Origin of the sequence: Brumimicrobium aurantiacum (assembly GCF_003402975.1) — a bacterium.
Classification (GTDB): domain Bacteria; phylum Bacteroidota; class Bacteroidia; order Flavobacteriales_D; family Crocinitomicaceae; genus Brumimicrobium; species Brumimicrobium aurantiacum.
The window spans coordinates 12470-25432 of the sequence record NZ_QURB01000010.1 but is presented as its reverse complement, the minus strand read 5'-3'; the positions used below and the strand labels follow the sequence as shown (position 1 = coordinate 25432).

The 12963-nt window shown below is 33.0% G+C and carries 13 protein-coding genes; 7 read left to right on the top strand and 6 right to left on the bottom strand.

Annotated elements, in window-relative coordinates; translation table 11 throughout:
* Positions 1-121 precede the first annotated feature (121 nt).
* The 3 genes from DXU93_RS13800 (at position 122) to DXU93_RS13795 (ending at position 1746) form a co-directional block, all read left to right on the top strand.
* Positions 122-619, top strand: coding sequence for a transposase (locus tag DXU93_RS13800; RefSeq protein ID WP_123776146.1), 498 nt, complete (start codon positions 122-124; stop codon positions 617-619).
* Between the two features lie 182 nt (positions 620-801).
* Positions 802-960, top strand: a complete 159-nt coding sequence (locus DXU93_RS15085; RefSeq protein ID WP_165851428.1) for a hypothetical protein — start codon at positions 802-804, stop codon at positions 958-960.
* Between the two features lie 30 nt (positions 961-990).
* Positions 991-1746, top strand: coding sequence for a hypothetical protein (locus DXU93_RS13795; protein ID WP_123776145.1), 756 nt, complete (start codon positions 991-993; stop codon positions 1744-1746).
* Between the two features lie 84 nt (positions 1747-1830).
* Here DXU93_RS13795 and DXU93_RS15235 read toward each other — a convergent pair whose 3' ends face one another.
* The 4 genes from DXU93_RS15235 to DXU93_RS13780 form a co-directional block, all read right to left on the bottom strand.
* Positions 1831-2673: a T9SS type A sorting domain-containing protein gene (locus DXU93_RS15235; RefSeq protein ID WP_240623466.1), complete on the bottom strand. Its 843-nt coding sequence runs from the start codon at positions 2671-2673 to the stop codon at positions 1831-1833.
* 886 nt (positions 2674-3559) lie between these two features.
* Positions 3560-3961 (bottom strand): hypothetical protein, encoded by a 402-nt coding sequence (locus tag DXU93_RS15230; protein ID WP_240623465.1) that lies wholly within the window; start codon positions 3959-3961, stop codon positions 3560-3562.
* 170 nt (positions 3962-4131) lie between these two features.
* Positions 4132-5685: a PspC domain-containing protein gene (locus DXU93_RS13785; RefSeq protein WP_116881889.1), complete on the bottom strand. Its 1554-nt coding sequence runs from the start codon at positions 5683-5685 to the stop codon at positions 4132-4134.
* Positions 5682-6014, bottom strand: a complete 333-nt coding sequence (locus DXU93_RS13780) for a PadR family transcriptional regulator (RefSeq protein WP_116881888.1) — start codon at positions 6012-6014, stop codon at positions 5682-5684. Before DXU93_RS13780 ends, DXU93_RS13785 begins: the two co-directional genes overlap by 4 nt.
* A 220-nt stretch (positions 6015-6234) precedes the next feature.
* Between DXU93_RS13780 and DXU93_RS13775 the strand changes: the two genes are divergently transcribed.
* Complete coding sequence (locus DXU93_RS13775) at positions 6235-6780, top strand: DUF4920 domain-containing protein (protein WP_116881887.1); 546 nt, start codon at positions 6235-6237, stop codon at positions 6778-6780.
* Positions 6781-6854: 74 nt separating this feature from the next.
* Here DXU93_RS13775 and DXU93_RS13770 read toward each other — a convergent pair whose 3' ends face one another.
* On the bottom strand, positions 6855-8639 hold the full coding sequence (locus DXU93_RS13770) for an acyl-CoA dehydrogenase family protein (RefSeq protein WP_116881886.1): 1785 nt from the start codon (positions 8637-8639) through the stop codon (positions 6855-6857).
* 197 nt (positions 8640-8836) lie between these two features.
* Between DXU93_RS13770 and DXU93_RS13765 the strand changes: the two genes are divergently transcribed.
* Positions 8837-9754 (top strand): bifunctional riboflavin kinase/FAD synthetase, encoded by a 918-nt coding sequence (locus tag DXU93_RS13765; RefSeq protein ID WP_116881934.1) that lies wholly within the window; start codon positions 8837-8839, stop codon positions 9752-9754.
* Positions 9711-10295 (top strand): leucine-rich repeat domain-containing protein, encoded by a 585-nt coding sequence (locus tag DXU93_RS13760; RefSeq protein ID WP_165851426.1) that lies wholly within the window; start codon positions 9711-9713, stop codon positions 10293-10295. The genes DXU93_RS13765 and DXU93_RS13760 overlap by 44 nt, the downstream gene beginning before the upstream one ends.
* On the opposite strand, the gene DXU93_RS13755 is transcribed toward DXU93_RS13760, so the two are convergent.
* On the bottom strand, positions 10292-10756 hold the full coding sequence (locus DXU93_RS13755; protein ID WP_116881884.1) for a DUF6495 family protein: 465 nt from the start codon (positions 10754-10756) through the stop codon (positions 10292-10294). The two genes, DXU93_RS13760 and DXU93_RS13755, sit on opposite strands and share 4 nt — an antisense overlap.
* Before the next feature lie 173 nt (positions 10757-10929).
* On the opposite strand from DXU93_RS13755, the gene DXU93_RS13750 reads away from it, so the two are divergent.
* The gene (locus tag DXU93_RS13750; protein ID WP_116881883.1) at positions 10930-12885 is read left to right on the top strand and encodes a T9SS type A sorting domain-containing protein; all 1956 of its coding nucleotides are present in this window, start codon (positions 10930-10932) and stop codon (positions 12883-12885) included.
* Positions 12886-12963 lie beyond the last annotated feature (78 nt).

The window sequence follows — 12963 nt, the reverse complement described above, 5'->3', positions numbered from 1 at the left end:
CCATGCTCAGGCTTAACCGCAAGCGATTAAGAGGGAGAAAGCCGCTTTTCATAATAATTTCACTAATCCCTTTTTAAAATTCATGTTTTTCATTATTTTAATTAGACCTAAATCAAGTGATATGAAAAAACAAAACAATCTAACAAGGAAAAGTATTCGGTTAAAAGGCTATGATTACGCATCAATTGGATGGTATTTTATTACAATAAATGCGATAGATCATAAGCATATCTTTGGTGAAATCAAAGATAAAGTAATGTACCCAAGTAAGCTTGGAGTGACTTTAGATAAAGAGTGGAAAAAAACAGGTGAAATCAGGAAAAATATAAAGCTCCATGAATACGTGGTCATGCCCAATCATTTTCATGCTATTGTGGAGATTTGCTATTCTTTGAATAAAAACAATATACCAGGAAAGTTTGTATCACCGAAACAAACCTTGCCTGCTATTATTCGAAGCTATAAGAGTTCTGTAACTAGAAGTAGCAATGAATTGAAATTAGAAAAGAAAAATCAAGTTTGGCATGGAAGATTCCATGATCGAATTATTCGTGATGAAAGAGAATTAATGAATGTGAAGAATTATATTTTGAATAATGTGAGAGACTGGAAATACTGATGATTTTTGGGAAATTGCTTTTTCCCTAAATTTCATAAATGAAATTTTTCTTGCGTTTAGTACGGACGAATTGCAATTCGTCCGTACTGGGCAATAGCTTAATCGCAAGCGATTAAGAGTGGAAAAGAAGAATTATAATAGAATTTGTATATTTATTGCTAAAGAAATCAATTTAGAAACTTATGAAATACATACTCCTACTTTTAATCTTTTTATTTAAAATAAATCCTTGTTCTGCAGACAACAATATCCCTTATTTGAACCTCACCAATAAAGCCGAATATTTATATGATCAAGGGAAGTACTTGGAAGCTAAATGGACTTTTGAAGAAGCGTTTTAGCTAGTTGAAAAGATAAAATACAAAGACTTAATGGTTTATAGTATGATTCTTTCCCAACAGAATGAACAGAAAAAGATTTATAAATTGCTTAAAAATCATTTAGAAGAGATTGGGGGTACACACGTTCCTATTTCAAATGAAATTGAAAGGTTTGACATTGAGCTGACTGAAAAACAACTCAACAAACTAGATTCATATGTAGATACAACTTCAGCTGAATACTTAGCTGAATTAGAGCTTTCAAATCAGCTCGAAAAATTAAGTGATTTAGATCGATTAGTTAGAATGAAAGATAGAGGAATGGATTCGATTTGGTGGGGAAATGAAACGGACTCTGTTTATGTTAATCGGTTTGAAAAGATGTTAGAAGTGGATTCCCTAAATTTTATTCAGCTGGTCGATTTTTTACCTCAAATAAAAACGCTAAGAATGGGTGATTTTTATTTGTCTAGAATTCTAAAACACATGAACTACGAGAATTTTGCTTCAATTGAAAATCAACTTTTAGAATTAGTTAAAGGTGGGGTTTTAGATCCGTGGACTTTTGCCAGAGCAAAAGATAGAGCTTATTATACCGAAGAGGACTGTTCTATTTACTTTGTAAGTCCATATTCTAAAACAAAAGTTAGCACTCCACTTAACAAAATCAAAGAAAAACGTGAAGAGATCGGATTAAGCACATATTATCGACGTCCATCTTTTTATTTTTATATCACACCAGGTAGAATGATGAAGGAGCCTTTTGACGAATATTATTGGTCGGTGATAAAAAAGTGGAAGGAGTGAATTAAGAAAACGGATGAATCGCAATTCATCCGTTCTGTATTAAGATTAAGCTACAAGCGATTAAGAGGAGAAACCTTTTCAATTCTATTTCCCTTTTACTAGTTTCCCTTTTCCAACGACCGAACTGTTTTTAATAATACTGTAAAAATATACACCATCATTTAAGAAGTTTGGTTGAATTTTATTTTGAGTTTCATTTAAATTGAATGCATTCAATTTTCTTCCACTTATATCGTATAAAATCAATTTAGCACCCACGAGTGGTTTTTCAATATCAACATTAAATTCATTATTGAATGGTACTGGATAAATGTTAAAATCAAATTTGTTTTTTGGAAAACTTTCTTTGTATGTGCTTAGGTCAACACCGTTTGGGTTGTATACACCTAAACCAGCCTGAGAAGTGGACATCCAAACATTACCTAGGTCATCAAATTCAAAATCCAGTACAAAGTTATGAGGTATTTGTGAGTTTTCAGTTGTGAAAACTTCCCATGAAGAACCGCTCGGGTAGGCAACTCCAGCCCATGTCCCAACCCAAAGACGGTTCTGCTTGTCCATACCTAATGCGGAAATATAATCAGATGGCAAACTTGAATTGCTTGAATTGTAATTTGTCCAGCTAGAGCCATCAAATTTTAATAATCCATTAAATCTTGTTCCTGCCCATAAGTTTCCTTGAATATCGGTTTCTATAGCATCAATATAGCTTGTTACAAATCCTGTATTACTATCATTATATACAGTCCAATCTGTACCGTCATATTTAAAGATACCATCGTTATTTGTACCTATCCAAATATTATTTGAAGCATCTACAGCAATGTCTAAAGAGTAAAAATGAGGAATTGTTGAGTTGGTTGAATCATATACTGTCCAGTTACTGCCATCGTATTTTACCACACCTTCCCATGTTGTAAACCACATATTTCCTAATGAATCTACAGTTCCATCACTTACAAAATCTGAAGGTAGTCCAGAATTTGTAGAGTTGTAAATTGTGGTGTTACCATTTTCGAGTTTTACTACACCATCAGATATTCCTACCCAAATATTGGAGTCATTTTGAATGGCTACCCATCCATTACTAGAATTTATGTTATAACTTTCCCAATTATGATTTTTATATGTAAGAAGTTGACTTTGGATTGAACTAATATTCAATCCAGGGATCCATAATTTCCCACTGTTATCAACATCAATATCTTCAATACGGTTTGATTGTAGAGGTGAGTTTTTAATATCGTGATAAATAGTTTCAACATCATTAAACTGAATGATTTCTGGTTTTAGCAAATCACCCGATAATAACCATTTATCTCCATTAGAGGTAATTTGTAAGTTGCCATGTAAGTTGCTGGGCAAACTAGAATTTGTATCGTTAAATTCTGTAAAGTCTGTTCCATCAAACATAAATAAACCACTTCCTAGGTTCTCACCTTCACTCCATAAACCCCAAACTTCACCATTAGAGATTGCTAAACTTATGACATTGCTATTGGGTAATGCAGAATTGTAGGTCGTATAGTTTTCCCAAGTTTGTCCATCAAATTTAGATATACCATGGTCTGTTGACAGCCAAATGATATCGTTGATATCTATTATAACGTCAATTACCTCATTACTTATAATGGAGGAATTACTCGTTACAAAATATTCAGTATTGTTTTCATCAAAACGAATTAAACCTAAGTTGCTAGAAGTCATCCAGAGTACTCCGTTACTATCAATAGAGAATCTCCCTAAAACTTGAGGTAAATTAGTGTTTGAAGAATTATAAACAGTCCAATTTACACCATCAAACTTTATTAAATCATGAAAGCATCCAGACATCACCATTTGCATCACCTTTAATGTAGCTAATATTTGAATCAGGAATTGGTGAGTTTGATTTGGTGTAATTTGTCCAATGATTGCCGTCAAATTTGGAAACTCCTTTTTCATAAACATTAAACCAAAGACTTCCATTGGTAGTAGCACTTAAACCAGTTAACCTTACCCCAGTAACTTCTGTATTAGCACTTAGGTAATGCATCACATCACCTGACGATTGATCGATTGTGGCAGCTCCTCCATTTGTTGCTATCCATAGTTTATCATTATTACTTGCTAAATCATAAACCTCACTATTGTTGGTGAAACTAGCCCAGTTTCCGGTTTGTCCATTTATCGTAATAAAAGTAAATACAAATAATATTAGAATGCAATTTTTCATAATGTTGGTTTTATTTCTTTGTAATAATTACGCAGAAATAAAACTTATGGTTGGTTACTGGAAGTATAGATCACTTTGGAGTATTTGCTTTTCCCTAAATTTCATTTATGAAATTTCCCTTGCGGATGTGCTTAGGCTTAATCGCTTGCGATTAAGAAGTAAATCTATCTTCACCGCTCCAAAAATCGCACAAATTCCATCCCATCAATGCTGGATTTCCAAACTGATGAACGTTCTAAATAGTCATCCGAAAAACGATTTATGGTTCTCACTCGAATTGGATAATCTTCGAGGTTTCCGTTCAAAATGATTTCTTTACCCACAGGAACGAAAATTTTAAGTTTTACTCGTTGCCCTCTAAATTTTGTTTCTCTAGGAAACTCGTATTGAGAAGGAAGGTTTAGTGAATTTCCGACTTGTTGAAGTGAGTAAATGATCTCTTCAGCATTTAATTTGGCTTTTTTGAGGCTCGGTCCGTTACTTTGTCTTTCTACCGAATAACTGAAAAGTGAATCTTTTGTTGAGGTAATTTCGATTTTTGCATATCCTAACTTCACTTGCTCGTCTGTAATAGTGATATAGTTGTCAAAATTGTAGTTATTGGCGCTGGGAATAGGTAAACCATCTTCGATTAAATTCACCTGAATTTGATTTTTATTAATCCAGTCGTTCTTCAACACAAACACCTTTTCATCGTTGATTTTATAGGATTTCTTAAACTCAACTCCTGTTTTTGTACCTATAATTGAAAGTCCAATTATAGAAGCTATCCATATCACCAATAAAGAAATTATTAATGCCCTTGATTTACTTTTTAAGTTGAACAATAAGATTCCTCCAGCTAAAATCATTAAAAGCAAAGGAATAACAGATATAGTGAAAATTAACCAAAAAGCGAGGGTAGAATGAAGAAAGAATGAATCTGCTAAATCACTAATGTCGGCGCTAAAAAATCCGTCGTTGACAAAGAAGAAAGCAACATCAGCCACAAAAAATAAGACAACAGAGATTAAGCCGAGTAGTCCGATGATAAACATTCCAAAACCAAGTACTCGACCAATACCTTTGGTGATATTAACTAAGGTACTATCTTTTTTTTTAAAGGTTCTTTTTACTGAACGAGAAGCTCGTTTAAATCCTGTTTTTGCTTCTCTAGTTACCGAATCGGCGAAGTCCTTTATATTGTCAAGGTTCGGCGATTGTCCACGCATTTGGAGTTTCTGTGCAGTCGTTTTTGCCTCAGGAATGGCTATCCAAGCAATGATGTAAATTAAAACTCCAGAACCACCAACAAGCACTAAAATAATCCAAAACACACGAATTAATACAGGATCAATCCCGAAAAAATGCGCCAATCCAGCAGAAACACCACCTAACATTCCTTCATCTGTATCGCGGTATAATCGTTTTGGACTTTCATAATGCTCTTCATAGAATTGTTCATCCGTGTCACCTTCATAATTTTCATCATATTGATTTGGTGATCCCATGATTTGAACGACTTCATTAACATCAGATGATGTAATAACCTCCTTGTTTTTGTTGAGTCTTTCTTGAAATAGTTCAGCAATTCTTACCTCAATATCATATACCATTTCATCAACGCCTTCTTGGTATGAAAAAACACGTTTAATATCGAGTAGGTATTTTTGTAAAATCTGGAAGGCATCCTCTTCGATGTGATACACCATTCCTGCCAAATTTATTGTTGTTGTCCTTTTCATAAGTTTTTATTTTCAAGTTGGTTAACTGCTTTGTTTAATACTCGCCAGGTTGATTTTAATTCTGTTAAAAATGCAACCCCTTCCGGAGTTAATTCATAATATTTTCTTGGAGGTCCTGCATTCGATTCTTCCCAACGATAATCAAGTAATTTCGCATTCTTTAATCGCGTTAACAAAGGGTACAATGTTCCTTCAACGACAATTAGTTCTGCATCTTTTAAATGTTCAATAATTTCGGATGGATAACATTCCTTATTTGAAAGAATCGACATTACACAGTATTCTAAGATACCTTTTCTCATTTGTGCTTTTGTATTCTCTACTTTCATTTTGAAACAATTATTTCGACAAATATACAAATAATATAGTACTATGCAATACAAGGTACTATATATTTTATAATATTTAAATTATAGGGAGACCCAATAAGAAAAGTGTAGATCAACAGTACGCACATGGTGGGGTATGAGATTCGTAATTCATTATGCAATATCTATACATTTTTAAGACATCACAAAAAATTGTACTTTAGTAAAAAATTTTAAACACATGAATAAAAAATACTTATTGATCGGATTGCTTGCAGCTGGAATGTTAACTAGTTGTGGTGCACCAGCGGAAACAGAAGAAGTGGCAGCTGAAGTTAAAGATACTGTAAAAGTAGATGTTGGACCAGTTGCTCAAGATGTTGTTGACACCACAAAAACTTCATTCGGACCTAATAAAGTTGATACTTCTATAGCAATTACAACTGCAGAATTATTAGAGAAATTTGAAGGAAAAACTGAACTTGAAGCTACTTTTAAAGGTGAAATTAACGAAACATGTTCTAAAATGGGATGTTGGGTGAATATCGCGCAAGATGATGGAGAAACGTTTATGGTAAGATTTAAAGATCACTTTACAATTCCTGTTGAAACTGAACCAGGAACAATGGCGTATCTTTCAGGAAAAGCAATACAAGACACAGTATCTGTTGATATGCAAAAACATTTCTTAGAAGATGCAAATGCACCTCAAGAAGAAATTGATGCAATTACAGAACCAAAATATACAATGACTTTCATCGCTGATGGAATTGAGTTAGTAAAATAAATTTCAAATTACTGAATACAAAACAAGGGCGCAATTTTGCGCCCTTGTTTTGTTATCTTCTATCCCTTTAAAAATTAGAAGTTATATTTTCCGGCTTCAATTACACGTTGTGCAATTTGTTGACGCGCTTCTTTAGAATTGTAACCATCAATTTTTGTAAATCGTTTTAATCCCATCAACATCATTTTTGCTTCGTCTCCACCAGCAAATGCGTTGATTGCATCTTTTCCTGATTTATTGATTTTATCAGCAATATCATAGAAATACGTTTTCACTATTGCGATTTCATCTTTACACGCTTCTTCTCCTTTATTGGCGATCATTTTATCTACACGTAATAAAACAGATTCAGCCATGTACGTATCAATTGATAAATCAGCGATATTCATTAATACTTCTTGCTCTTTGGCTAAAGTTTGCATTAATTTCTGAACAGCTGATCCTGCAACCATCAAAATTGTTTTCTTAAATCCTTTTAATGCTTTATACTCATTTGCAAAAACACCTTCAGGAGCGTCACCGAAATCTGGAATACTCATTAATTCATTAGCAACTTCTTGTGCAGGCCCCATCAAATCCAGTTCACCTTTCATCGCTCTTTTCAATACTAAGTCAACAGTTAACATTCTATTGATCTCGTTTGTACCTTCAAAGATTCTATTGATTCGTGCATCACGATAAGCTCTTTCTACTGGAGATTCAGCAGAATACCCCATACCTCCATAAATTTGAACAGCTTCATCTACAACATAATCTAAGGCTTCAGAACCTGCTACTTTCAAAATTGCACATTCCGGAGCGAATTGCTCAATTCCTTTTAATGTTGCTTGTTCTTTGTCCATTCCTTCATCAATAAATGCTTGAATAGCATCATCAATATTTTGTCCAGCTCTATAAGTAGCTGACTCAGTTACAAAACACTTAATTACTTGTTCTGCAATCTTGTGACGAATCGCTCCATATTTTGAAATTGGACGTCCAAACTGTTGACGTTCATTGGCATATTTAATAGAGTAGTCAATACCAGACTTAGCTCCCCCTAATACAGCACCAGCCAATTTAATACGACCGATGTTTAGAATATTCAATGCGATTTTAAATCCGTTACCTCTTTCAGACAACATGTTCTCAACAGGAACTTTTACATCATTGAAGAAAACTTGACGTGTAGAAGAACCTTTAATTCCCATTTTCTTTTCTTCTGGATTTAAACTGATTCCTTCCGATTCTGCATCAACGATAAATGCTGTTAGGTTTTTATCATCACCAATTTTGGCAAAAACAGTTAATACCTTCGCAAATCCAGCGTTGGTAATCCACATTTTCTGACCATTAATGACATAATGTTTTCCATCTTCTGTTAATTCAGCTTTTGTTTTTCCAGAGTTTGCATCTGATCCTGCAGATGGTTCTGTTAAACAATAAGAAGCTTTCCATTCACCTGAAGCTAATTTAGGAATGTATTTTTCCTTTTGCTCTTGGTTACCATAATATAAGATTGGCAATGTACCAATACCTGTATGCGCACCATAGGCAACAGAAAATGAATATCCTGTACCTAAACGTTCAGTGGCCAAAAGTGTAGTTTTGAAGTCTACCCCCATTCCACCTAATTCTTCAGGAACAGACAAACTTAAAAGTCCAAGTTCACCTGCCTTCTCCAGGATTGAAGGCATTAAGCCCTCTTCCATTTCGTCAATTCGCTCTAGATTTGGTTCTACTTCTTGGGCAATGAAATCATCACACATTTTAGCGATCATTTCCTGTTCTTCATTCCATTCTTCTGGTGTGAAGATATCTTCTGGTTTAACATCGCGAATGATAAATTCACCTCCTTTAATTGCTGTTTTTTCTGACATAATATTCTTGTTTTATAATTGCATTTAATTTTTAGGTAGGGTAAATATAAAATGAATATCTTTATTATGCAAGCATACTAAACTAAGATTTGTAATTTTTATCTTGAAAATTCATAAAACCACGACACAACACTAAGAATTCTTTATCTTTGAAAAAAAGATTTAAATAAGTGAAAGTTTTTCAAGGATTTAACAAAATGTCTAAAATTCCACATCCTGTGCTTACTATAGGAACATTTGATGGAGTTCATTTAGGTCACCAGAAAATTATTAAACAACTGAACGAGGTTGCTGCCAAAAATGGAGGTGAATCAGTGTTGTTTACCTTCTATCCTCACCCACGTATGGTTTTATTTCCAGATGCACATGGATTAAAATTGATTCAAACGCAGGAGGAAAAGTTGGATAAACTGGAAAGAATGGGGTTAAAAAACATTATTGTTCATCCTTTTACAAAAGAATTTTCAAGATTAACAGCCATAGAATTTGTTCGTGACTTCCTTATTAATCAATTGAATATAAAAACGATTGTAATTGGTTACGATCATCAATTCGGAAAAAACAGAGAAGGAAGCATTGAATTATTAAAGGACCTTGCCCCAGTTTATGACTTTGAAGTTATTGAAATTGGAGCAAAGGATATTGATGAAGTTAATGTTAGTTCTACGAAAATTAGAAAAGCCTTAAAGGAAGGGGATATAGAATTAGCAAACACCTACTTAGGTGAAGAGTTTCAAATTAATGGTAAAGTTGTTCGTGGAGAGCAGCTGGGAACGAAATTAGGATTTCCAACAGCGAATATAGATGTTGAAAATGAAATTAAGTCGATTCCTAAAAATGGAGTTTATGCCACCCGTGTAATTCTAGAAAATGGTAATTCTCATTTTGGATTGGTTAATATTGGAGAACGTCCTACTGTTGATGATTCGGGAAAAACAACCATAGAAGTTTACATTCTTGATTTCGAAGGCGACCTATATGGATCAAAGCTTCAGCTTAAAATGCTAAAACGTTTAAGGGACGAAAAAAAGTTCAACACCATTGAAGAATTAAAAACTGAAATGAAAAATGATGAAAAATGTCTTCGCAATTGGATTAACGATTTTAATTGGTAGTACTGTCTTCGGACAAATTCCCACAGACAATCTGCATTACTATAGTATGGAAGAAGTGAAAAATGCTTCTCCTGATACTGTATTTGCGATTGATCTTGAAAAAGAAGGGTTAGAATCATTGCCTCAAGAACTCCAAAAATTCACAGCACTCAAAGGGTTGAAATTGACGAAAAATAAGCTGGAAGAATTGCCACAATTTTTTACTTCTTTTAAAGATTTACAGTTTTTATACCTTAATAAGAACAGCTTTACATTTTTTCCACCACAAGTATTTCATTTATCTGAATTGGTGTATTTAGATTTGAGTAGAAATGAAATAGGAAGTATTCCTGCAGGAATAAAAAACCTAAAGCAATTAAAATACCTAGATGTTTGGGACAATAGATTTACAACAATTGATGACGCTTTTGCAGAATTACAACAATTAGAGCACATCGATTTTCGAGGAACAACTTTCTCAACTACATTTGTTAAGCAGTGGACCAATAACTTTCCGAATACTAAAATCTATTTTGACAAGCCGTGCAGTTGTCTTGATTAAATATGTTTTTCTAAAAGCTTAGCGTATCTTTCATCTTTTACAATATAAAAACCTACTTTCAATAATTCAAATAATTGTTCCGGTTTAGGAGTTTCAATTTTTGTTTTCTGAGCAACTACTTCATAATTATCTTCTGATGAAAGAATCTTTTCAAGGTCATTGGTATTTGTCATGTCAAGTGAGTCATCAATATTTTTAATCAATAAAGTAATTAATTGATTTTCCTCCACTTTACAAATCGTCAACTTATCCTTTCTTCGGTGCTCAACCATTTCAGTTTTACGTAATACACCTTCCCAAATTACATCACTGAACTGGTCAATAATTCCTTCGACTTTATCAATATCGTTTTCCTTTAGTTTAACCCATTCATCAGCAGGAATTCCATTGACAGCCAAAAAGTCAATAAATTCTTTTTCTAGATCTTTTAAGTCTTGTAATGGGAGACGCGTATACTTCATTTTATTCTATTTTTTAAGAATACAAATATCTTAAATTATTAAGGACTTAAGATTTCTATTGATGTTTTTTGTCACTTAAATGCTGATTTATTTGTTCTATACAATTTTTATACCTAACTTACTAGCAACCAATATAATCACTTATTGACTTATGTTTAATCAAAACTACATTTATGATAAAACAAAATGCAAAAGTACTATATTTTTTTCTTTTATTAACTTTCCCATTTTATCATTACGCACAATCTCCTGGTGGGGTCTCTGGACTTAAAAATTGGTTTAATGCTGGAACATATAATCCTTCTCAAGTTTTTTGGTATAACTCAGTATCTGGTGGTGTTACCGCATTAGGAATATATTCTCCCTCAAATGTTACCTATAGTCATAGCAACTCCAATTGGAATTATAATACAACATTTAATTTTGATGGCTCAGGAGGATTCACGAGAAGTGTTAATCACGCCCAAGAAATATTCGGAAATTATGAAGGTACAATGATCGTTATTGCTAGAACTGAAACTTCAAACAATTCAGGTTTATGTGGATATTACGCAGATATTAGAACATCAGGTCGAGAATATGTTGCATTTACAAAGGAGAACTCTTATTACTATTCTTCTGGAACATTAAACAATCCTCCATCTGGGGCTACAAGCTATTTTACAGGTAACTACAATTCACTTGGAAGCAAACCTGATATTAGAACAATACAATTTAAAACTACCAAAACTGGAAATAATTATGGTACAATTGGTGATATTTTTGGAATTGCTGGATGGAACGGTTATTATGGGTCAGGTAATGGTACTGGAGGAAGACTTCTCAATATAGGTCAAATTTCAAGTAGTTATAATTATGATGGTAATTTTAGTATTGGTGAAATCACAGATAATGCTAAATTCGAAGGATCTATTGCAGAAGTAATCACTTTTTCAAAATTCTTAAGCAAATATGAACGAAATAAAGTTGAATCTTATCTTGCCATAAAATATGGTGTTACCTTGCATTCTAGTTTTGATTACTTATCCTCAAATGGAACTGTTATATGGGAAGGAAGTTCTACACATCCAAATGATATAATAGGAATTGGTAAAGATTCTAACTCAGATTTGCTTCAGAAACAATCACATTCATTGGATGACAGTATTAGGGTCTATCTCAATTCGCTTCAACTAACCAATAAGTCAAATACGGGAAACTTTATTAACGACAAATCTTTTATTGTACTTGCTCACAATAACAATCCACAAAGTGCAACAATTAATTCAGCATCTAATTTACCCACCGGATCAGGATTATATTCAATGATCGAACGTAATTGGAAAATTAAAAATACGAATATGATAACCAAATTTCATATTGATATTAAACTTCCTTCTTCAGCAAACTTATCAAATATAAACCCCTTAGATTTAAGGCTCCTTATTGATGATGATGGTGATTTCTCAAATGGTGGTACACAATCTTTTGCCAGTGGAGGCTCGTCCGGATTAACCATTAATTATTCGGCAGGAATTATTACCTTAAAAGATATAAATACCAATCACATCCCAGTCAATGCAACTAAATATTTCACAATCGGATCAGTAAGTGGAATGACACCATTACCTGTTAAATTAACGGATTTTAATTATAACTGTATAAAAGGGAGAACAATCATTGAGTGGACAACGGCTTCTGAAAGTAATAATGATTACTTTACAGTTGAGAAATCCACAGAAGGAAATACTTATGATGTAATTAAGAAAATTGAAGGTAAAGGAAACACTAGTTCAGAAACCCATTATAGTATTGTTGATGAAACTAAGAATTTTGGCACTACATACTATAGACTTTCGCAAACTGATTTTGACGGAAAGAAAAAGGTACTCGAAACAATAACTTCCAACTGTAATGATGAGAAAATCATCCAAATTTATCCCAATCCAACAAGTGATGATGTTTACTTAGCGTTAAATTCAAATGTAAATCATGTAGAAGTTCAAATTTATAATTTACTTGGACAACCAATCAAGCAAGAGATAGTAACAAGTTCAAGATGGTTACAGCTTCCGAATCAAAATGGAATATACCTTTTAAAATACAACTACAATAATGAACAGTTTATTGAGAAAATAATTAAAACATAAACTAATTTCACCTATGCAATCTAAACATATTTTAAATTAGATAAATTGTGATAAAAAGTAACAAAAGTCACTTTGAAA

Bases quoted from the DNA above. Each gene is read 5' to 3' on its own strand.
- DXU93_RS13800 (WP_123776146.1), top strand. From the start codon at position 122: ATGAAAAAACAAAACAATCTAACAAGGAAAAGTATTCGGTTAAAAGGC.
- DXU93_RS15085 (WP_165851428.1), top strand. From the start codon at position 802: ATGAAATACATACTCCTACTTTTAATCTTTTTATTTAAAATAAATCCT.
- DXU93_RS13795 (WP_123776145.1), top strand. From the start codon at position 991: ATGGTTTATAGTATGATTCTTTCCCAACAGAATGAACAGAAAAAGATT.
- DXU93_RS15235 (WP_240623466.1), bottom strand. From the start codon at position 2,673: ATGTGGTTTACAACATGGGAAGGTGTGGTAAAATACGATGGCAGTAAC.
- DXU93_RS15230 (WP_240623465.1), bottom strand. From the start codon at position 3,961: ATGAAAAATTGCATTCTAATATTATTTGTATTTACTTTTATTACGATA.
- DXU93_RS13785 (WP_116881889.1), bottom strand. From the start codon at position 5,685: ATGAAAAGGACAACAACAATAAATTTGGCAGGAATGGTGTATCACATC.
- DXU93_RS13780 (WP_116881888.1), bottom strand. From the start codon at position 6,014: ATGAAAGTAGAGAATACAAAAGCACAAATGAGAAAAGGTATCTTAGAA.
- DXU93_RS13775 (WP_116881887.1), top strand. From the start codon at position 6,235: ATGAATAAAAAATACTTATTGATCGGATTGCTTGCAGCTGGAATGTTA.
- DXU93_RS13770 (WP_116881886.1), bottom strand. From the start codon at position 8,639: ATGTCAGAAAAAACAGCAATTAAAGGAGGTGAATTTATCATTCGCGAT.
- DXU93_RS13765 (WP_116881934.1), top strand. From the start codon at position 8,837: ATGTCTAAAATTCCACATCCTGTGCTTACTATAGGAACATTTGATGGA.
- DXU93_RS13760 (WP_165851426.1), top strand. From the start codon at position 9,711: ATGAAAAATGTCTTCGCAATTGGATTAACGATTTTAATTGGTAGTACT.
- DXU93_RS13755 (WP_116881884.1), bottom strand. From the start codon at position 10,756: ATGAAGTATACGCGTCTCCCATTACAAGACTTAAAAGATCTAGAAAAA.
- DXU93_RS13750 (WP_116881883.1), top strand. From the start codon at position 10,930: ATGATAAAACAAAATGCAAAAGTACTATATTTTTTTCTTTTATTAACT.